Source organism: Candidatus Paceibacterota bacterium (genome assembly GCA_035452965.1).
Taxonomy (GTDB): domain Bacteria; phylum Verrucomicrobiota; class Verrucomicrobiia; order Limisphaerales; family UBA8199; genus UBA8199.
Genome location: DAOTCE010000005.1, coordinates 131,922 through 152,280, shown reverse-complemented (window position 1 = coordinate 152,280; position 20,359 = coordinate 131,922). Strand labels below are relative to the sequence as shown.

Annotated in this window: 17 protein-coding genes; 13 read left to right on the top strand and 4 right to left on the bottom strand. The window is 60.2% G+C overall.

The features are described 5' to 3' along the window. Nucleotides 1-414, bottom strand: a complete 414-nt coding sequence (ruvX, locus tag P5205_06925; GenBank protein ID HSA10090.1) for a Holliday junction resolvase RuvX — start codon at nt 412-414, stop codon at nt 1-3. Nucleotides 415-445: 31 nt separating this feature from the next. Then, nucleotides 446-1,732 carry a glutamate-1-semialdehyde 2,1-aminomutase gene (hemL, locus tag P5205_06920; GenBank protein HSA10089.1) on the bottom strand — a complete coding sequence of 429 codons (1,287 nt, stop codon included), beginning with the start codon at nt 1,730-1,732 and terminating at the stop codon, nt 446-448. A 518-nt stretch (nt 1,733-2,250) separates the two neighbouring features. Here hemL and P5205_06915 point away from each other — a divergent pair. The 6 genes from P5205_06915 (at nt 2,251) to P5205_06890 (ending at nt 10,122) form a co-directional block, all read left to right on the top strand. Beyond that, nucleotides 2,251-2,802: a sigma-70 family RNA polymerase sigma factor gene (locus P5205_06915; protein HSA10088.1), complete on the top strand. Its 552-nt coding sequence runs from the start codon at nt 2,251-2,253 to the stop codon at nt 2,800-2,802. Continuing rightward, nucleotides 2,732-3,106 (top strand): hypothetical protein, encoded by a 375-nt coding sequence (locus P5205_06910; protein HSA10087.1) that lies wholly within the window; start codon nt 2,732-2,734, stop codon nt 3,104-3,106. Before P5205_06915 ends, P5205_06910 begins: the two co-directional genes overlap by 71 nt. Beyond that, nucleotides 3,103-7,434, top strand: coding sequence for a DUF2723 domain-containing protein (locus P5205_06905; protein ID HSA10086.1), 4,332 nt, complete (start codon nt 3,103-3,105; stop codon nt 7,432-7,434). The genes P5205_06910 and P5205_06905 overlap by 4 nt, the downstream gene beginning before the upstream one ends. A gap of 164 nt (nt 7,435-7,598) precedes the next feature. Continuing rightward, nucleotides 7,599-8,174, top strand: coding sequence for a nucleotide exchange factor GrpE (gene grpE, locus P5205_06900; GenBank protein ID HSA10085.1), 576 nt, complete (start codon nt 7,599-7,601; stop codon nt 8,172-8,174). Between the two features lie 3 nt (nt 8,175-8,177). Then, nucleotides 8,178-9,302: a molecular chaperone DnaJ gene (gene dnaJ, locus P5205_06895; GenBank protein HSA10084.1), complete on the top strand. Its 1,125-nt coding sequence runs from the start codon at nt 8,178-8,180 to the stop codon at nt 9,300-9,302. Between the two features lie 64 nt (nt 9,303-9,366). Beyond that, nucleotides 9,367-10,122 carry an RsmE family RNA methyltransferase gene (locus P5205_06890; protein HSA10083.1) on the top strand — a complete coding sequence of 252 codons (756 nt, stop codon included), beginning with the start codon at nt 9,367-9,369 and terminating at the stop codon, nt 10,120-10,122. A 54-nt stretch (nt 10,123-10,176) separates the two neighbouring features. Here the strand turns inward: P5205_06890 and P5205_06885 are convergent, their stop codons facing one another. Next, nucleotides 10,177-11,115 carry an SAM-dependent methyltransferase gene (locus P5205_06885; protein HSA10082.1) on the bottom strand — a complete coding sequence of 313 codons (939 nt, stop codon included), beginning with the start codon at nt 11,113-11,115 and terminating at the stop codon, nt 10,177-10,179. A gap of 310 nt (nt 11,116-11,425) precedes the next feature. Between P5205_06885 and P5205_06880 the strand changes: the two genes are divergently transcribed. From P5205_06880 to P5205_06850, 7 genes are all read left to right on the top strand, one after another. After that, complete coding sequence (locus P5205_06880) at nt 11,426-12,520, top strand: type IV pilus twitching motility protein PilT (GenBank protein ID HSA10081.1); 1,095 nt, start codon at nt 11,426-11,428, stop codon at nt 12,518-12,520. A gap of 3 nt (nt 12,521-12,523) precedes the next feature. Next, nucleotides 12,524-13,729, top strand: coding sequence for a PilT/PilU family type 4a pilus ATPase (locus P5205_06875; GenBank protein HSA10080.1), 1,206 nt, complete (start codon nt 12,524-12,526; stop codon nt 13,727-13,729). A gap of 3 nt (nt 13,730-13,732) precedes the next feature. After that, complete coding sequence (locus P5205_06870) at nt 13,733-14,209, top strand: hypothetical protein (protein ID HSA10079.1); 477 nt, start codon at nt 13,733-13,735, stop codon at nt 14,207-14,209. A gap of 165 nt (nt 14,210-14,374) precedes the next feature. Next, entirely contained in the window at nt 14,375-15,118 is a 744-nt protein-coding gene (locus P5205_06865; GenBank protein ID HSA10078.1) for a TlyA family RNA methyltransferase, read from the top strand. Beyond that, nucleotides 15,102-15,986, top strand: a complete 885-nt coding sequence (locus P5205_06860) for an NAD(+)/NADH kinase (protein HSA10077.1) — start codon at nt 15,102-15,104, stop codon at nt 15,984-15,986. The genes P5205_06865 and P5205_06860 overlap by 17 nt, the downstream gene beginning before the upstream one ends. After that, nucleotides 15,983-17,017, top strand: coding sequence for a LacI family DNA-binding transcriptional regulator (locus P5205_06855; GenBank protein HSA10076.1), 1,035 nt, complete (start codon nt 15,983-15,985; stop codon nt 17,015-17,017). Before P5205_06860 ends, P5205_06855 begins: the two co-directional genes overlap by 4 nt. Nucleotides 17,018-17,038: 21 nt before the next feature. Next, on the top strand, nt 17,039-17,461 hold the full coding sequence (locus P5205_06850) for a hypothetical protein (protein ID HSA10075.1): 423 nt from the start codon (nt 17,039-17,041) through the stop codon (nt 17,459-17,461). A gap of 83 nt (nt 17,462-17,544) precedes the next feature. Here P5205_06850 and acnA read toward each other — a convergent pair whose 3' ends face one another. Then, on the bottom strand, nt 17,545-20,265 hold the full coding sequence (gene acnA / locus P5205_06845) for an aconitate hydratase AcnA (protein ID HSA10074.1): 2,721 nt from the start codon (nt 20,263-20,265) through the stop codon (nt 17,545-17,547). Between the last annotated feature and the right edge of the window lie 94 nt (nt 20,266-20,359).

Here is a 20,359-nt window from a genome sequence, read left to right as displayed (position 1 = left end):
TCAGGCGGCCCGGCCATCCAGGTAACTTTGCAGCAGGATCGCCGCGGCCATCTTGTCCACCTTCTCCTTGCGCTTGTCGCGCCGCACGTTGCCCTGGATCAGGATGCGGTTAGCCTGGACCGAAGTCAGCCGCTCATCCCACGTCTTGATCGGCACAGTGACGCTGCCCTTTAGAGCGGCGACAAACTCTTGCACCTTCTGCGCGGCCGGCCCGAAGCTGCCGTCCATGTTGCGCGGCAGGCCGACGAGGATCAGCTCCACCTCCTTTTCCCGCAGCAACTCCTGGAGCCGCCCCAGAAAACCGGCAAACGGCTCCGCGGGGATAAACTCCAGCGGCTGGGCAATCATCTTCAGCTCGTCGCTGACGGCGATGCCGATACGCCGGCTGCCGTGGTCAATCGCAAGGATGCGCATGTGTTCAATGTAGTCTGAGCCGATACGTAAGCTAAAGCGTCTTCATCACCCGGGCCGCCGCGGCCACCGTTCGCTCGATGTCCGCCGCGGTGTGCGCCGTCGAGAGGAAGCCCGCCTCGAACTGCGACGGCGCCAGGTAGATTCCCTCCGCCAGCATTCCGTGAAAGTACTTCGCGAAGCGCGCCCGGTCGCTCTTCATTGCTTCGGCGACGTTATGTACCGGCTCGCTCGCGAAGTAGCCGCAGAACATGGAGCCGCAGCGGCTGAAATGCACTGGCACGCCGGCGGATTTCGCAGCTTCGCCCATTCCGGCTTCGAGCGCGGAGCCGAGCTGTTCCAGCTTTGTGTAGGCGTCGCTCGCGGCCAGCTCTTCCAGCGCCGCGATGCCCGCCGCCATTGCCAGCGGGTTCCCGCTCAACGTTCCCGCCTGATACACCGGCCCCATCGGCGCGAGGCAGTCCATGATCTCAGCGCGCCCGCCGAACGCCCCCACCGGCAGGCCGCCCCCGATCACCTTCCCGAAGCAGCTTAGGTCCGGCGTGATGCCGAAGCGCTCTTGCGCGCCACCCCTGGCCAGCCGAAAGCCTGTCATCACCTCGTCGAAAATTAGCAGCGCGCTGTTCGCTGCCGTGACGTCGCGTAGAAACTCCAAATAGCCCGGCTTCGGCAGATATAATCCGGCGTTGCCCGGCACGGGCTCCACGATGATCCCCGCCACCTGCCCTTTATTAGCCGCAAACGCCGCCTTGACCGCCTCAGGGTCATTAAACGGCAGCACAATCGTGTGCTGCGTGAAGGACGCTGGCACCCCGGCGCTGTCGGGATTGCCGAATGTGAGCGCGCCCGACCCGGCCTTCACCAATAGCGAATCCGCGTGCCCATGATAGCACCCGTCAAACTTGATGATCTTATCCCGTTGGGTAAACCCACGAGCCAGGCGGATGGCTGACATGCAAGCTTCGGTTCCGGAATTGCACATCCGCACCTTCCGCACGCTCGGCACCCACGCGCAGATCATCTTTGCCAACTGCACCTCGAATGGGTTCGGTATCCCGAAGCTCGTCCCGTCCAGCGCCGCCGCCCGCACCGCAACGATAATCCTGGGATGCGAGTGTCCGAGGATCGCCGGCCCCCAGGTGCCGACGTAATCCAAGTATTCGTTACCGTCCACGTCCCACACTCGCGCCCTCTTGGCCCGGTTGACGAAGAACGGCTGGCCGCTCACCGCCCGAAACGCCCGCACTGGCGAGTTCACCCCACCGGGCATATACTTCAGCGCCTCGGCAAACAGCTGCTCGGACCTGACTCGCGAGATCATGCTTGGATTGTCAGGAGAAATCCTCTTACGGTCTAGGGCAATTAAATGGTAATACTGCTCCCCAGCCGGAATTGGATGGGCCCTCCCAATTCCTGGCCCGTGCACTGTCCATTTTTTGGACAGTGATGCTGCCGACCTGCCTTTTCCAGTCCCCGCTGACCCCGGCACCCTGGGCTTGGGGTTACGGTGGCGGCACGCTGCTGCTACGGTGTGTATCCCATGGGGAGCGCTCCCCATGGGATACACACCGTAGCACCACGGCACTAACAAACCATCCACAAGCCAACGCCTGGGTGCGCAGCCGCCGCAACGGCGTTGTCGCCTGTCCGGCGGGGGTACCGGAGGTAAGATTGGGATTGCGAAGCGACGAATCGCCATCGGGATCCTCCGGAAGTCCGCGAAGAGCCAAAAGAAGCCGTTGATTCCTGGCTTTCCACATTCCCCCGCGCCGCATAGCTTTCGCGTCCTAAAGAAATTTATACAGATTTTGGATTCTTATTGTCTATTGGGGTGAACTTGTGAGCGTCGCTGAACCAGCCGGGTGGTGCGAAACGTTATATCGCGCGAAAGCGTCCGAGCTTATTCTGTACGGACGGGCGCTGGGCCTTTCACATGGAGAGGCCGAGGATGTCCTGCAGGAGACCTTCGTCGCCTTGATGCAACGCTCGCAGGCGCCTGAGTTGCCGGAGCGCTATTGCGTGCGGAGTTTCCGCAACCGGGCCATGAACTACCGGCGCGGACTATGGCGGCGGCTGACACGCGAGCTGGAGTCGCGCCGCTGGTTCGAGCGGTCACCTGGGGATAGCCTGGCCGAACGGGCAGCGATGCGAGGGCTGTCCATGCTGCCACAGGAACAGCGGGAAGTCATCGTCCTGAAGGTTTGGCACGCGCACACCTTTGAAGAGATCGGCGAGCTGCTGGAGATCTCGCCCAATACAGCGGCAGGCCGCTACCGCTATGGCCTGCAGAAGTTGAGACAGCATTTGAAAGGAGCACTTGATGAACGAGATGGACGAATTGGAGACACGATTGTTCTCGTGGACGCCGCGCCCCCCCTCAGCGGGGCTTGAGCGGCGGCTGTTTGCGGCCGGCCCCGCGGCTGATGAGGCGCTGCTTCCATTCCGGTTCAGCTGGCTGGCGCCGGCAACGGCGGGACTGATGCTGTTGTGCGTGGTGTTCAACCAGCGCTACGGGCCGACTCTATCTGGTTCGGCCAGCCCCGGGCCCATGGTTGCGATGATCCTAAGCAACCAAAGCGCCGCGGCCTACCTGCCCGGCGGCGTCCAGGCCGAACGGAACAACCTGCCCGCCAACGCCTTCTCACGAAGCAAGAAAGCCGGTGCCTGGCTGCGGAATGTTGACTGCCGACCTTGAGCGCCTCCACATCACTATCTGCGGCCTCCGGGAGTCCAGCCACCCCACCGCCACTCTTCCGCCGCATTGATTGGCTAACTTGCCTGATCACTTTTGCCGGGGTCTGGATTGGATATTACCTGACGCTGGCTCCCGAGTTGACGCTCGAGGATTCGGGCGAACTGGCCACGGGGTCGTATTACGCCGGGATTCCCCACCCCCCCGGCTATCCTTTCTGGACGCTCTACACCTGGCTGTGGACGGTGTTATTACCGTTCAAGAATATCGCCTGGCGCGTGGCGCTGGCCGAAGCCACCGGCGGCGCTCTCGCTGCGGGGCTGCTCGGCCTGCTGGTGTCGCGGGGCGGCAGTCTCCTGGTGGAAGGCATCGAGGAACTCAAGGCGATGGCGGGGCGTTGGGAGAACGCGATCTGCATGGTCTCGGGCTTCGTGGCCGGCATGCTGATCGGCTACAACGGCTTCATGTGGAGCCAGTCGGTAATCGTGGAAGTCTATGCCTTCAGCGTCGCGTCGCTGATGGTCGTCCTGGTCTGTCTGCTGCGCTGGATCTACGCGCCCCACCAACGGCGTTACCTGTACTACGCCCTCTTCTTCCACGGCCTTTGTTTTACCAACCATCAGACCTTGATCGTCGCCGCTATTGGCATCGAGATCACCGTAGCGGCTGCCGACTTCCGCTTGGGCCGAAGTTTCTTCCTGGGCAACAGCATTGTCTATTTGTGCGGTCTGCTTTTGACCAAGCGACACATTCTGACTGGCCTCGAGCACAACCCCGCGGTGTTCACCATCTTCAATGCCGTCGGGATCTGCTCCATCCTGGCCTATTTGTGGTTTACTTACCTCACCAGCGCCGGCGCCGGCACAACGGCGCGCGAGCGCAGGCTTGAGCTCGGCCGCGACCTGCTGCTTGCGGGGTGTTTGATGGCGGCCGCGGGCGCGCTGGGCGGTCAGGCAATAGGAGTAGCCCTCGCCTTGGCGCTGCTGGCGGTGTTCTTGTGGCTGGCCTGGCTGACGCGCAAGCTGGGACGGGAGTGGTGGGTGGTCATTCTCTGCGGCGTCGCCTGGCTGCTCGGAGCCGCGTTCTACTTCTACATGCCGCTGGCAGGCATGACCAACCCGCCCATGCAATGGGGTTACCCGCGAACAGTGGAGGGCTTCATCCACGCCTTCTCGCGAGGCCAGTACGAAAGAGCCAATCCAAGCGACGTTTTCCATCAGCCCCTGGTCTTCGCCGCGCAGTTGGCCAGCATGGGTCAGGGCATCGTGGACGAATTCAACTGGGTCTATGTATTCCTGGCGCTGGTGCCCTTTTTGTTCTTCCCCAAGATGAGGCGCCGGGAGCGCGCCTGGCTGATCGGCCTGGCCTCCATCTACCTCTGCCTGGGGGTGCTACTGCTTATTCTGCTCAATCCGTCTCCCGACCGCGCCGCCCGCGAGCTTAACCGCACTTTCTTCACTGCTTCACACACGCTGGTGGCCCTGTTCGTCGGCTACGGTCTTACCCTGGTGGCCGCTTTCATGGCGACGCATTACCAGCAATTCCGCCGCTGGGCGCTGACGGGAGGGGGAGTAGCCGTCGCGTTGGCGATCTACTCGCTCGCTGAACTGACAGAGAACACCTACTTCGGCGAAGGATCAAGCATTGGGCTGGCGGCTCTGTTGTCCCTTGTCGGCAGCACATTCACGAACAAGGACCAGTACGGGCTGCCGGTTTACGCGGGTCTAATCCTGATCGGCCTGGCGTTGGCGTATCTGGTTGCGGTTCTATTATATCGCCAGCGGGCGCCGTTGGGCATCACTCTCGCAGTCTTCGCGCTAATGCCCCTCTACCCCATCCTCACCCACTGGTCCGATAACGAACAACGCAATCACTGGTTCGGTTACTGGTTCGGCCACGACATGTTTACCCCGCCGTTTAAAAGCGCCGAAGGCAAGCCGCTTTACCCGGAAATGACCAGGGATGCCGTGCTGTTTGGCGGCACGGATCCCGGCCGTTTCTGCCCCACCTACATGATTTTCTGCGAGAGCTTCATTCCACACGCGTGCCAGCCCAAACAGGACCAGAACTTCGACCGCCGCGATGTCTACATCATCACCCAGAACGCCCTGGCTGACAGCACTTACCAGTGTTACATCCGCGCCCAGTACAACCGCAGCACCCAGATTGATCCCCCCTTCTTCCAGGAACTTCTCCGGCCGGCCGAGGAGCGTAAGCAGAACTACCGGACGAATTGGCTCGCCCGGACAGTGGCACCGCTGGATCGTTTCTTCTCCGACCTGGGCGCCCGGGTGGAGAAGCATCGGCGCGTTTACACTTCTTGGTTCGGGGACAAGGACTTCATTAACCTATCCACTTTGGCGTCGAAGCTGCGCCCCAAACCGCAACAGGACCCGCTATCCAAGTACCTTTACGACAACCTCAGCCCCAAAACCCAGCGCCTGCTGGCAACCCCGGGCGGCGAGGCAAGTTTGCGCTCGAGCCTGGCCCAAGACCTAAACCGTTTGCTGGAGCGGGAATTGAATGTCAGGGAGGTCCTGGATGCCCAACAGCGGGAGAAGACCTCCGTGGAGCAGCAGATCGCGGACGGCAGCAAGTCCGAAAACCTGCACCGGCGGCTGGACCAACTCCGAGCTGCGATCGCCGAGTTGTCCAGGAGCGGCCCGCTCTTCGAGCCGGACCGGTTCAAAGACGTGGCGCTGTCGAAATACCTGACCGACTTCATCAAGGAGAATCCGCAGAGCTGGACGCGAATCCGGCTCAATCGGCTGCTGCTGGAGGCGGCTTACCCCAAAGAGATCGCCCGCAGTATGGGCGGGATCTACCCCGACCGCGAAATCTACATTCCCACACCTGAGGATTCGGATCGCTGTTACACTGACTACCTCTCGGACGCCGCGCGTCGGCTGGAGCTTGATCAGCTCGAACCCGGTGAGGGCGTGAAACGCGTCGGAGACAAGGTGCAGGTTTCCGGCCAGGTCTCAATCATGAGCATCAACGCCCTCCTGGCAAAGGTGATCTTCGACCGGAATCCGAAGCATGAGTTCTTCGTCGAGGAGAGCCTGCCGCTTAAATGGATGTATCGGCACCTGATGCCTTACGGCATCATTATGAAGATCAACCGCCAGCCGCTGCGAGAATTGTCTGAGGAGATAGTCCGGCGAGACCACGAGTTCTGGGCGCAGTATTCGCAGCGCCTGATCGGCAACTGGATCACCTACGACACCAGCGTCGAGGAGATCGCGGCGTTTGTGGAGAAGGTGTATCTGCGCCGCAACTTGCGAGGCTTCAAAGGAGACCGGAAATTCCTCCGCGACGACCAGGCGCAGAAGTCCTTTTCCAAATTGCGCAGCGCAATTGCCGGCGTTTACGCCTGGCGCATTAACGACCCGGAGAATCAGGACCCAACCGTCCGGCAACGAATGATCAAGGAAGCGGATTTCGCCTTTCGGCAGGCGGTCGCCTTCTGTCCGTACAGCCCGGAAGCAGTGTTCCATTACGTGAACCTGCTGCTCGGCCAGCAGCGGGTGGACGACGCGCTGCTGATCGCCATGACCTGCCAGAAGCTCGATCCCTACAACCAGCAGGTTGCTGACGTGGTGAAAAACCTAAAAGAGATCAGCAAGCGGCAGGCGGTGGTCAACCCCAAGCAACTAACCCTGGAGCAGTTGGAGCAGGCAGCGAACGAGAACCCGACCAACTTCCAGGCGGCTTTTAACTTGGCGGCGGCCTACCTCCAGGCGCATCAGCCTGACCGGACGGCTGAGGTGCTGGACCGGGTGCTGAACCATCCCCATGCCGAAACGGACGCGTTCCGCGCCCTGCTCCAGGCCTACGCAAGCTTCGGAAATACCAACGGACTGCGCCGGACAGTCACGCGGCTTGAAGCACAAGTGCGCGCGTCCCCGACTGATTTCGCCGCGGCCATTGGCCTTGCCGAAGGGTATCAGCGCCTGGAGATGCCCGATGCAGCGGTGCAGGCTCTGGACCGAGTGCTCGAGCACCCCAAGGCAACTGCCAACGCCGTGCTGGAGGCAGCCCAGCATTACGCGACCCTCACCAACTACCCAAAGCTGGAAACCGCCCTCGACCGGTTGACAGTATTGTCGCCAGACAAACCGGAGGTGTGGTACGACTCAGCCGCCTTCAAGGCGATTATGGGCAAGCCCCAGCAGGCTATTCCGGCGCTTCGCCATGCCCTGGAACTGAGCGACCGCAGGCTGAAACAGGACCCCAAGGCGCTTGATTTGCGCACCAAAGTCATGGAAGACCCGCGGCTGGCATCGCTCCGCCAACTGCCCGAATTCAAGCGAGTGATCGAGCCCAGATAGCACCGCGATTGGGGCCTCATCCGGAACCCCTTTTCAGCCCGGCCAACCCCCAATCGAGCACCGGTTGACGGGGCGCAAGGCACGCCGGCATAAGCAAGTTGCCCGACGGCACCCTTTCGTCTATTCTGACACCATTGAATTTGGCAATTGAGTAGCCAACTTCTATGAAACGAACCAACATGCACACTGAGAAACAGCCTGGAGCGGACGATCCGCTCCCGGCAACGGAGCCACTCGTGCCGGTTGAGCCGGCCACGGTGACCCCGGAGCAATTGAGCGAACTGAAGGAACGCGCGGCCAAGGCGGATGAGCACTGGGATCGCCTTCTGCGCACCAGTGCGGATTTTGAGAATTTCAAGAAGCGCGCCGCCCGCGACAAGCAGGAGGCGATCAAATATGCCAACGAAGCATTGCTTCAGAAGCTGCTGCCGGTGTTGGAGAATTTCGACATTGCCCTGGCGGCAGCCCAAACGGCCGCACCTGAGGCCGGCCAATCTCTCTACGAGGGGGTCAGCATGATTAACCAACAGTTCAAGACGGTGCTGGCTGAGGCCGGTTTGGAAGAGGTGGACGCATTGGGCAAAGCGTTCGACCCGCATCTGCACGAGGCAATCTCACAAAAGGAAACGTCCGAGGCGCCCGAAGGCCAGGTCGTGCAGCAGCTTCGCAAAGGTTACAGATACCGCGGCCGGCTTTTGCGCCCCGCCAGCGTGGTGGTGTCCAAGCAACCCACCGCCTGAGCCATGGCCAAACGCGATTGCTACGAGGTTCTCGGCGTCGAGCGAACCGCGGACGCCGATGAAATCAAGAAGGCGTACCGCAGGTCCGCAGTTAAGTACCATCCGGACAAGAACCCGGGTGACAAAACAGCCGAGGAGAGGTTTAAGGAACTCGGCGAAGCTTATGAAATCCTGAGTGATCCGCAGAAACGCGCGCTGTACGATCAGCATGGCCACGCAGCGTTCGATCGCCGCGCCGGCGCTTACGGCGGAGGGGGATTCCACGATCCCTTTGAGATCTTCCGCGAGGTGTTTGGCGGCGGCGGGATCTTCGAGGACCTATTTGGCGGCGGACGCCCGGATCCGACACAGCCTCAGCGGGGCAATGACCTCCGCTACGACATGGAGATTGCGTTCGAAGAGGCGGCCCGAGGCTGTGAGAAGGAGATTTCGATCAGCAAGGCCGAGGCTTGCGACGCCTGCCAGGGCTCGGGCGCTGAGGCGGGATCGCGCATCCGGGCGTGCCAGAGTTGCGGCGGTCGCGGCCAGGTCGTCAACGCCCGCGGGTTCCTCAGCATCGCCCAGACCTGCCCGCGTTGCCAGGGCGCCGGCCGGGTTCTGGAGAAGCCCTGCAAAGTTTGCCGCGGCGAGGGACGGCACGAACGCTCTTCCAAGATCAAACTGCGCATTCCGGCCGGTGTGGACACCGGTTCGCGGCTGCGGTCTGCCGGCAACGGCGAGGCCGGCTTTCGCGGGGGACCGCCGGGAGATTTATATGTCGTGCTCCACGTCCAGCCTCACTCCATATTCCAGAGGGACGGCGACGATTTGCTGTGTGAAGTGCCGGTAAGCTTTGTGCAGGCGGCACTTGGGGCGGAGATTGAGGTCCCCACGCTCGACAGCGCGGCTACCATCAGGATTCCACCGGGCACCCAGCCGGGGGCGTTGTTTCGTGTAAAGGGCAGAGGCGTCAAGAATGTGCAGGGCTATGGTTCCGGCGACCTGCACGTCCGGATAACCGTTGAAGTGCCAACTCATTTGTCATCCGCCCAAAAGGCCAAACTCCAGGAATTCGGCGATCTGTGCACCGGCAAAGAAAATCCTCTAAGCCAGAGCTTCTTCGAAAAGGCCAAGAAGATGTTCCGATGAACGCGCCTGGGTGACAGAGCGCTGGAACGCCGACACGCTCGGAGACAGCGCGCCACCAATTCCAATGCATCGTTTTTACCTTCCGCCAGATCAATGCCAGGGCAGGAGCGTTCTGCTGACCGGTGCCGAGGCCCACCACGCGCTTCACGTGTTGCGTGTCCGCCGTGCAGACCAGGTCACGGTGTTGGATGGCGAGGGCCATGAGTTGCTGTGCGAAGTGGAGGCTACTGACCACGACAGAACCCGGCTGACCGTCGTTGAAACACTTGACCATCCCGCTCCGGCCAGCCGGATCACTCTGCTTCAAGCGGTACCTAAAGGCAGAGCTATGGAAACAATCATCCAGAAAGCAACGGAGTTGGGAGTATCGCGTATCGTTCCGTTGCTCTCCGAAAGAGTCGTGGCGCAAATCGGCGAGCAAGACGGGGCACTCAAGGTGGGGAAGTGGCGCCTGATCGCCCGGGAAGCCATCAAGCAATGCGGATTTGCCTGGCTGCCAGAGATCGAGCTGCCGATGACCCCAGACCAGTTCCTCGCTCGGAAAGAGAACATCGAGCTGCCTCTAATTGCCTCTCTGGAAAGCGGAAGTCGCCTGGCGCGAGCGTACTTCCAAGCCTTTCACACTAGGCACAGACGAATGCCCGGGTCAGTTTGTGTCTGGATCGGCCCGGAGGGCGATTTCACCCCCGCCGAATCGCGGACAATCAAGTCTCAGGGCGCCTTGGCGATCACACTTGGCCCGCGGGTTTTGCGCACTGAAACCGCGGCTCTTTGCTGCCTTACTATTGTCAATTACGAGCTGCAGACACTTTTCGCGTGAAATCACATGGTTCAACAGCCGGAAGAAACCCCAATCCGCGACTGCCCGCAACCACTACATCCGTGATTGCACCAACACTCGAAACGACCTGCCCAGATGCTCCGGATGCGTCAGGGTTTGAAATTGACGGGACCTCTCCGAAGACCACTCCTCGGGAGCGTCCCCGGCCTTCCAGACCCGAGCCGCAATGCCAGTCAGGAATTGCGCCTGAGTGAGAAAAGCGTCTGTCTTCAAACCAGCTGCTTCTCCGGCGGCCTGAATGGCCGTGAAGTTAACGTGGGCCGTGATGTCCTGCGCGCCCGGACAGGCAAGCACATCGCTGTTCAGCCCATGGCGATGATACGCCCGCAACGTCCCATCCTTCCTCGCTGGCACAAAGAACTCCTCCGCGGTCAGACCGTAATCAATCGCGAGCAATTTGCCGCATCCCAGAGCATTCGCTGCCTCGCGCCACCAATGCTCCGCTGCCGGGCACACTTCGACGGTAAATCCGTCGGACAGCGTCTTCAATAGTTCATTCTCAATTGCTGATCCCAACCGCGCTGTGAGAGAGGTGGCATGGGATGCCGGATTCTCGCTTCGCACATCCTCACCCAGCATTCGTGTCCAAACGAACCCCCCCGACTGGAGCTTCACACCCCATTCAAACCACATCCGCGTTTTCGCATCCCACGACAGCCGGTGTATGGGCATGGCATCCAGCAGCTCATTGGAGAAGATCACTCCACGGATCCCCTCGGGAGTCCGAAGTCCTTTCGGCCGATTCACCACACCTGCTAACTCAGCGAAATTGGTTGCCCAACGCACTCGGTCACCGAATGCAGCCAGATTTTGCCGTTGCCAGGCACGCCGCCGGTCGGAAGGCTCCAGGATCCAGTACTGTAATTGCCCGCTCAATGCCGGCCTGTTTTGCATTATCCAGGTGAGAATGTCGCCGGCCAGCCTCCCACCGTGCGCGCCTGCCTCTACAATCCGAATGACCTCCCGTGCCATTCCCCAGCCACCACGCCTTGGCCTTGATGGCTGGCAGCCTTCGAGCCAATCGGCAAACTGGTATGCCAGCAATTCACCAAACAGGCTGGCCACACTCACGCTGGTGTAGTAATCGCCTCGGCCTCCAATTATGTCCTCTTCCTTCTCATAATATCCACAATTTGGACAATAGAGAGCGAGTTCCATGAAGCGGGCGAAGGTTATCGCACCCTGCTCCCTTATCTCTTCTGCAATCTTTTTAGCAGCGTTGCTCAATCTTCAGAATATGGTGCGGATTTAGCTAACAGAGGTCCTGACCATACGGACTATTATGGCGAAAATCGATGCATTCTTTAATTTGATGTTCGAGCAAAAAGCTTCGGACCTCCACCTTTCGTCGGGCAACAATCCCATGCTCCGCGTTAATGGCGAGTTGCATCGCGTGGACCATCCGCCGCTCGAGAACGACGAGCTGAAGAAGCTGCTCTATGAAATCGCGCCGGAGTACAAGATCAAAGTATTCGAGGAGACCGGTGACGTAGACTTCGGTTACGAGATTCCCCACATCTCCCGTTTCCGTGCCAATTTCTACAACCAGAAGTACGGCATCGGAGCGGTATTCCGCCAGATTCCGACCAAAGTTCTCTCCTTTGAGGACTTTGAGAAGTTCGACGCGCCACTACCCAGCGTGCTGAAGAAATTCTGCATGCTGCACCGGGGGCTGATCGTGGTTACCGGGCCTACTGGCTCCGGCAAATCCACGACCCTCGCAGCCATGGTTGACTATGCCAACAAAAACCGCCGCGACCACGTCATCACGGTCGAGGATCCGATCGAATTCGTTCACGAGAGCAAGAACTGCCTGGTTAACCACCGCGAGGTTGGTGTCCACACGAGGTCATTCGCGTCTGCCCTCCGTGGTGCGTTACGCGAGGACCCGGACATCATCCTGGTCGGCGAATTGCGCGATCTGGAGACGATCGAGTTGGCGCTGGTGGCAGCCAGCACTGGTCACCTGGTCTTCGGCACCCTCCATACGCCCAGTGCGGCCAAGACAGTAGATCGCATGATCGACGTCTTTCCTGCCGAGCAACAAAACAAGATTCGAGCAACGCTTTCAGAAGCGCTCAAAGGGGTGGTCGCACAGAATCTCTTCAAGCGTATTGACAAGAAGGGCCGGGTGGCGGCGCTCGAGATTCTGGTCTTCACCACGGCCATTGCCAACTTGGTGCGCGAAGGCAAGACCCACCAGATTCCCGGCATGATCCAGGTTGGAAAGAAGATTGGCAACCAGCCACTGGACGATGCGATCATGGAGCACCTCCGGATGAAACGCATTTCGCCTGAGGAGGCCTACGACAAGTCAGTTGACAAGAAGAAGTTCCGGATGTTCTTACCCCATCCGCCCGACGAAGACGAAATTTGATTTATGCGCCGCCCCGAGCTTGACCAAATAATGTCCACGATGCTGGACTCCCAGCCGGAAGTGTCCGACTTGCTCTTCACGGTTGACAAGCCCCTGCAGGTCGAGTCGTTTGGCGAGTTGAAGCCAGTAACTTGCGACCCGCCAATTCAAGGACTCACCCCCTTCCAAACCGAGACGGTCGCGCTGAATTTGATCGGCGACAATATGTGGCACCTCAGCGACTTGCTGCACCGAGGGTCATGCGACACCGCCTATACGCTTACCGACAAAGCGCGGTTCCGTATCAGCATATTCTCCCAGCGCGGCAATTACTCCATCGTGTTGCGCAAGCTCAACACTACCATTCCAACCCTTGAATGGCTCAATTTCCCGGAGATTATCCGGCAGATTCCTCGCGAAAAGACCGGACTCGTGCTGGTGACCGGAGCAACCGGATCCGGCAAATCCACTACGCTGGCCGCAGTGCTTAACGAAATCAGTCACACCCGGCCCGTTCACATCATTACCCTCGAAGACCCGATTGAATTCGTCCACCCCCAAAACGTTGCCACGTTCAATCAGCGCGAGTTGGGGAGCGACTTCGAGAGCTTCTCGCACGGCCTGCGCGCCGCCCTGCGCCAAGCGCCCAAGGTCATCCTGGTTGGGGAAATGCGCGACCGGGAGACCATCAAAATCGCCTTGAGCGCCGCCGAGACAGGCCATCTCGTGTTAAGCACTTTGCACACGGTAGATGCCGGCCAAACCATCAATCGTATTCTTGGCATGTTCGAAACGGAGGAGCAAGAACAACTCCGCGCGCGACTGGCGGACACGTTGCGCTGGGTCGTCAGCCAGCGACTGGTTCCCAAAGTGGGCGGCGGCCGATATGCCCTGCTGGAGATCATGGCCTCCAATCTACGCACGCAAGAAAGCATCCGTCTCGGAGAGAGCGAAGGCAAGAGCTTCTACGAGATCATCGAAGCCAGCCAGCCTTTCGGTTGGCGCACGTTCGATTACTCGGCCCTCGAAGCCTATGAGCAGGGCAAGATCACCGAGGAGACAGCGCTTCTCTACTGCACAAAGCGCGGACCGGTCACGCGCGGAATTGACAACATCAAAAAGAGTCGGGGCGAGGCGACACACAATATGCATTCATTGCGCATGAAGGCGTTTCAGGACGGAGCCAAGTCGGGCGGGTCGCCACTCCCGGCAGCACTCAAACTCAAGTAATTTATGTCCAGCAAATTCGATTTCATTGGCACAAGCGACAAGCCCGCCCTCTTGGCTTTCTCGACCCCGGAATGGCTGGAAGCCGCCAAGACGGCCCTGACCGAACTTGGTTACAAGGTCCACACAGCCGCCACCCATAGCGACTTCCTCATTCGTTTCAACCAGATCCGCTATCAAGTTGTCATCCTTGAGGAACTATTCGCGGCCAACAATCCCTCCGAGAATCTGACCCTGCAGGCGCTGCAGAACATGCCGATGAGCCAGCGCCGCCACGCCACTGTCATTCTATTCGGCGACTCCTTTCAGACATTCACGCCGCTGCAAGCGTTCCAGCACAGCGTTCACGCCGTCATTAACACATCGGAATCGTTCCTGCTCAAGCAGCTGATTGAAAAGGCCGTCGCCGATAATACCCTTTTCCTGCACAGCTTCCGCGAAGCTCAAAGCAAGGCCTACTCCAGCGCTGCTAAGGAAGAATAGTCAATCAAGTATCCCCCTCTCCTAGCGAAGCCCTGCCCTGCCCCCGAGGTTCCAGCAGGAACCAAGACCCCTCTTCGTGACCCAGGATCCTCACGCCCCAGCCATCGCTCATCTGCTGCGGCTTTAATCTCGCTTCCCGAGGGTCTGCTTTAGCATACTCCAGCAATGGATCGTCTGGATCAGGCGCTGGTCGAACGCGGGCTGTGTGAGAGCCGCGAGCGAGCCAAGCGCGCGGTAATGGCGGGCCACGTGAGGATTAACGATCGTGTGGCGCGCAAAGCCAGCGATCCAGTCAAAGCCGGAGACAAGCTCATCGTGCTGGCAGCAGAGAGGTTCGTAAGCCGAGGTGGTTTCAAGCTTGAGCATGCTCTGAATCACTTTGCACTCGATGTTTGCGGCGTGACCGCCGTAGACCTCGGGGCCTCGACCGGAGGCTTCACCGACTGCCTGCTGCAGCGAAGGGCTGCAAAGGTGTACGCAGTGGACGTGGGCCAGGGCCAGCTTGCCTGGAAATTGCGCAACGATGCCCGCGTGGTGGTGATGGAGAAAGTCAACGCGCGCCAGCTCACGCCCAAGAGCTTCCCCGCCCCTTTTGGGGGGGCAGATCTAGTAGTGATAGATTGTTCCTTCATTTCGCTGCAAAAGATTCTGCCGGCCAGCGTTGCATTGCTCCGTTCGGGCGGTAGAATCCTCGCGTTAATCAAACCGCAGTTCGAAGCCGGCAAGGCCGAGACGGGAAGGGGCCGGGGTGTGATTCGGGATCCGGCCATCCACCGGCGCGTGCTGCGCGAGTTGGAGTTGTTCGTAGTCGGCCGGTTGGGCTTACGATGGGCAGGCGTGACGGAATCACCACTGCTAGGGCCAGCCGGCAATAAGGAATTCCTGGCGTTGATTGAAGACGTTGGCTGAAAAGATCAAACGGGTGGGACTCATAGGAAACTCTGAGAAGGCTTCTGCCGGCGAGGCGGTAAGGCGGGCGGCCCGTCTGATTGCCGCCGCCGGCCGGCAAGTGTACAGCAACGCCGCCACCAACCAATTTGCCCGCATGAAGGCTGTGGTGTGCGCCGACACCGCCACACTCACACGCCAAGTGGACCTCCTGATCGTGTTTGGTGGGGATGGGACAATGCTGCGAGTAGCCCATGAAATCGCCGGCTCGCGCACCCCCATTCTCGGTGTCAACCTGGGTGGATTGGGCTTCCTAACGGCTGTCCCCTCCGCGAACCTGCCGGAAGCACTCAAGTGCATTTGGAGCGGCAAGTTCAAGTTCGAGGCCCGCGCCCTGATCCACGCGACTGGGCGCTGCAGCGGAGGCCGAGTGGACCGAACGGCTTTGAACGACATCGTCATCGGTCGCGGTGTTGCCTCCCGCTTGATCGAACTCGATGTGAGCGTAGACGGCGATCCGTTAACGCGGTACCGGTGCGACGGGCTAATTATCAGTTCACCCACGGGTTCCACCGCATATTCGCTAGCCGCCGGCGGGGCGGTGGTGTTTCCCACGGCGGACGTTTTTGCCCTCACCCCGATTTGCCCTCACACCTTGTCGAATCGTTCGCTGATCCTGCCACTAAATGCGGCGATTTCGGTGACAGCCATCAGCCCCAGGCCGGCTACAATTCTGAGCGCGGATGGCGAGGTGATTCAGGAGCTGGCTGCCGGGGACCGGATCATGATTCACCGCAGTCAACGAACCGTGCGCCTGATGCACCTGGCGGGGAGTTCATTTTGTGAGACCTTGCGGTGCAAACTGCATTGGCGAGGAGCCAATCTGTGATACGGCTTAGCGACATCGCCAATCAAGCCGGCGTCGCGGTGATCACCGTGTCCAAGGCCCTGCGGGACAAGCCCGATGTTTCGGCCGCGACTAAAACTCGCATCAAATTGCTGGCCCAGCAAATGGGCTATTTGCCCGACTCGACCGCCCAGGGGCTGCGCACACGGCGAACAAAGTTGTTTGGGCTGATTGTCTCCTCAATGACTAACCCGATATATTCGCGCGTAGTGCTGGCTATCGAGGAGGGAGCCCACGCGCTGGGTTACGATGTCTTGCTCGCACACACACTGAACATCCCGGAACGTGAAGAGGCGTGCATTCGCCGATTTCTGTCCCGGCGGGTGGATGGCCTTTTCATCTCTCCAGTGTATCGGATAGCAACTGAGGCGCGGATTTATCAGGAGTTGTTGATCCGTCAGGTTCCTACCGTGTTACTTGGGCACACCGCGCCTTTCTGCAACCGGTTCGTCAACATCGAGACGGACGACCTGTTGGCCAGCTACGCCGTTACACAGCATTTGCTCAAGCTCGGACACACGCGAATCGCATTTCTCGCCGGCCCCCATACCACGCCGTGGACCCGAGAACGCCTGGAAGGTTATCGTCGTGCCTTGCACGAAGCTGGCATCGACCTGGATGATAGGCTGGTCTTTCAAGCGGGGCGCACGATCGAGGACGGCGCGAAAGCGGCCACGCAAATGATGAGTGAATCCGCCGACGCCACAGCCGTTCAGGCGGTGAACGACGTGGTTGCGGTTGGCTGTGCGGAGGCGCTGTTGAGCCACGGTCTCAGGATTCCCGAGGATATATCGGTCGCCGGCTTCGGGAATATCCTGCTGGGTGCGCATTTTCGCGTGCCATTGACAACGACGCGCCAGCCCAAGTTCCGCCTTGGCCGGGCCGCGGTGAACGCCATGCACGAAATGCTGCAAGGCCGTCGCAGCGAATCGAAGCGGCTGCCCGCCGAGCTTATCGTGCGCGCCAGTACCGGCACTCCTCCTGCTACACCTCACCTCAGCCAGCCTGAATAGTAGGCTGACGACTGAGATTCTATGAAAAAGGCAATTGTTATCGCTCTAGTAGTGCTGGGTGTCGGGGGTGTCTTGTGGGTGGCTAAAGCCTGGACATCGAGACAGGTTGATCCAAAGACTGCCAAGTTCAATTCCGACGCGGATAACCTGATTCTGGGCATTCAGCAATACCGGGAGTTTGTGGGCAGTTACCCTTCGGGCAACAATCCGTCCATTGCCAAGGCGTTACTCGGTCGAAGTGACAGGAAGGTGCTCATCCTGGCCGTGCGCAAGAGCGACATGAACGACAAAGGTGAGATACTCGATCCGTGGGGCACGCCCTTTCGGTTCTACTTCTCCGACAATGAAGTCATGATCCGCTCTGCCGGGCCGAACAAGGTCTGGGAAGACAGCAACGCCGCAACTGAGGACGACCTCTACCGAACCGCACCCGCGCCGAGGTAACCTGCCCGGACGGCGGGCACGATGGGAGACGCGTGGGGGCGCAGAGCGGTTCACGCCAGGAGACCGACTGCCCGGTCACACCCTCAGGGAGACTGCCCCGGCCCCCCAACCAACCGCCGCAGGATGTAGGGCAGAATCCCACCATGCCGATAGTAGTCAACTTCAATTGGCGTTTCAATGCGGCAGGTCACCGGCACTGTCTCGGCCTGGCCGTTCTCTCTCGTCAGACGCAAGTCTAACTGCTGTTGGGGCTCGAGGTTCTCCCCCAGACCCAGCACTGCGAAGGTCTCTGTGCCCTCGAGCTTTAAGGTTTTAGGATTCACACCCTCCTTGAACTGCAAGGGAAGCACCCCCATGCCGACCAGGTTCGAGCGGTGAATGCGCTCAAAACTCTGCGCGACCACAGCTCTGACCCCCAGCAGCGCGGTTCCCTTGGCCGCCCAGTCGCGCGAACTGCCCGTGCCGTATTCCTGTCCGGCCAGCACGATCAGGGGGGTGCCCTGCTCCGCGTACCTCTCCGCAGCTTCGAAGATGCTCAGGACGTCGCCGGTTGGTTGGTGTTTGGTCACCCCGCCTTCGGTCCCCGGCACCATCATGTTCTTCAGACGCAAGTTGGCAAACGTCCCGCGGGTCATCACACGATCATTGCCCCGCCGCGAGCCGTAGCTGTTGAAGTCCTCCACGGCAACGCCACGTTCCATCAGGTAGCGACCCGCCGGGGACCCTTTCTTGATGCTACCGGCAGGAGAAATATGGTCGGTCGTCACGCTATCGCCGAATATTGCCAGCGCGCGCGCAGCTTGAATTCCTCGGATTGGCCCCGGCTGCAACTTGAACTCCGCCAGGAACGGCGGTTCCTGGATATAGGTGCTGTCGCCATCCCATTGATACACCTTGCCGGTAGCCGCGGGAATCTCATTCCACTTGGGGTTCTGCTCGGCAAAGTCCCGGTACAGCCGGCGGAACACTTCAGGTTTGAGCGCCGCATGCATCAGGTCGCGCACCTCCTGTAATGTCGGCCAAACCTCCTTCAGATAGACCTCGCGACCGTCTCCGCCTATACCGAGTGGTTCCCGTGTAAGGTCAATATCCACTCGGCCCGCCACGGCGAACGCTACCACCAGCGGCGGCGACATCAGGAAATTGGCTTTGACGCTCTGATGGATGCGCGCCTCAAAGTTGCGATTGCCGGACAACACGGAGGCCGTAATCCAGTCGTGTTTCGCGATGGCTTCATCTACTGGCTCCGGCAGCGGACCGGAATTGCCAATGCAGGTCGTGCAACCGTAGCCAGCGAGGCCAAAACCCAATTGGTCGAAATACTTCTGCAGGCCGGTCTGGCTGAGATAGTCGCTCACCACTCGCGAGCCGGGTGCCAGTGATGTTTTCACCAAGGGGCTGACGCGCAAGCCGCGTTCCACGACCTTCTTGGCCAGAAGTCCGGCCGCCAGCATCACGGAGGGATTGCTGGTATTCGTGCAGCTCGTGATCGCCGCAATCACTACGCTGCCGTGCCCGATTTGGCCGTTGCCTTGGCCGCTGCTCGCCTCAGGCTCCTTGCCGAAGCCATTCTCCGTGGCCGGGCGGACGAGCGCTGCGGCAAACTCCCGCTTCAAATTCGGAAGCTCAATGCGGTCCTGCGGGCGCTTCGGCCCCGCCACGCTCGGCACCACTGTCCCCAAGTCCAGTTCGAGTTCGACTGAATACCAAATTTGTCCCCGCTTCGGCATGCCGAACATCCCCTGCGCGCGGTAGTAGTTTTCATACGCTCGGCAATGCTCTTCGCTCCGACCGGTAGCGCGCAGGTAATTCACGCACTCCTCATCTATGGGGAAGAACCCCATGGTCGCACCGTACTCGGGCGCCATGTTCGCGATGGTAGCCCGGTCCACCACCGGTAGCGCCGCCGCGCCGGTTCCGAAGTATTCCACAAATTTGCCCACGACTTTGGCTTTCCGCAGCATTTCGGTCACGGTCAAAGCCAGGTCGGTTGCCGTCACGCCTTCGCGCAGTTCGCCTATCAAATGCACGCCCACCACGTCCGGCGTAAGGAAACAGACCGGCTGTCCGAGCATGCCCGCTTCGGCCTCAATTCCGCCGACGCCCCAGCCCACAATGCCGAGGCCATTGATCATGGTAGTGTGGGAGTCGGTGCCCACCAGCGTATCAGGATAGTAGAGTTGGGCTGACTGGCGTTCGATGTTGCACGGACCGGAAAGAACACCCTTGGCGAGGTATTCCAGGTTGACCTGGTGCACGATCCCGATGCCCGGCGGCACCACTTTGAACGTGTCGAAGGCCTGCATGCCCCACTTCAAAAACTGGTAACGCTCGCGGTTCCGTTTGAACTCAAGTTCGAGGTTCCGGGCCAAGGCATCCGGCGTCCCGTAAACATCCACCTGCACCGAGTGATCCACCACCAGGTCCACCGGCACAAGCGGCTCGATCATCCTGGGATCGCGACCCAGCCGCGCCACTGCCGACCGCATAGCCGCCAGATCCACCAGCAACGGCACACCGGTAAAATCCTGCAGCACAATGCGGGCGACCACGAAGGGAATCTCCTCCGTGCGCGGGGCGTTAGGCTTCCAATTCGCCAGCGCTCGCACGTTCTGCGGTGTGACCCTGTTGCCATCGCAATTGCGCAGCACCGACTCCAGCACCATCCGGATGGACACTGGCAGCCGGGACACCGCACCGACACCCGCCCGCTCCAGTGCCGGCAGCGCGTGCAGCCAGCCCTGTTGTCCGTTGCCCATGTCGAAACTCTGCAGCGTGCCGAATGAATTCTGCGTTATACTCATAAGACTCAACTAATTAAGATATAACCACATCCGAACCGCGAACAGGCGAATTTAATCGCTGGAGCTTCCAGCACCCCCTCGCGCGACAGGCTCG

Coding starts and splice junctions, on each gene's coding strand:
- ruvX (HSA10090.1), bottom strand. CDS start 414: ATGCGCATCCTTGCGATTGACCACGGCAGCCGGCGTATCGGCATCGCC.
- hemL (HSA10089.1), bottom strand. CDS start 1,732: ATGATCTCGCGAGTCAGGTCCGAGCAGCTGTTTGCCGAGGCGCTGAAG.
- P5205_06910 (HSA10087.1), top strand. CDS start 2,732: ATGAACGAGATGGACGAATTGGAGACACGATTGTTCTCGTGGACGCCG.
- grpE (HSA10085.1), top strand. CDS start 7,599: ATGAAACGAACCAACATGCACACTGAGAAACAGCCTGGAGCGGACGAT.
- dnaJ (HSA10084.1), top strand. CDS start 8,178: ATGGCCAAACGCGATTGCTACGAGGTTCTCGGCGTCGAGCGAACCGCG.
- P5205_06890 (HSA10083.1), top strand. CDS start 9,367: ATGCATCGTTTTTACCTTCCGCCAGATCAATGCCAGGGCAGGAGCGTT.
- P5205_06885 (HSA10082.1), bottom strand. CDS start 11,115: ATGGCACGGGAGGTCATTCGGATTGTAGAGGCAGGCGCGCACGGTGGG.
- P5205_06880 (HSA10081.1), top strand. CDS start 11,426: ATGGCGAAAATCGATGCATTCTTTAATTTGATGTTCGAGCAAAAAGCT.
- P5205_06875 (HSA10080.1), top strand. CDS start 12,524: ATGCGCCGCCCCGAGCTTGACCAAATAATGTCCACGATGCTGGACTCC.
- P5205_06870 (HSA10079.1), top strand. CDS start 13,733: ATGTCCAGCAAATTCGATTTCATTGGCACAAGCGACAAGCCCGCCCTC.
- P5205_06865 (HSA10078.1), top strand. CDS start 14,375: ATGGATCGTCTGGATCAGGCGCTGGTCGAACGCGGGCTGTGTGAGAGC.
- P5205_06850 (HSA10075.1), top strand. CDS start 17,039: ATGAAAAAGGCAATTGTTATCGCTCTAGTAGTGCTGGGTGTCGGGGGT.
- acnA (HSA10074.1), bottom strand. CDS start 20,265: ATGAGTATAACGCAGAATTCATTCGGCACGCTGCAGAGTTTCGACATG.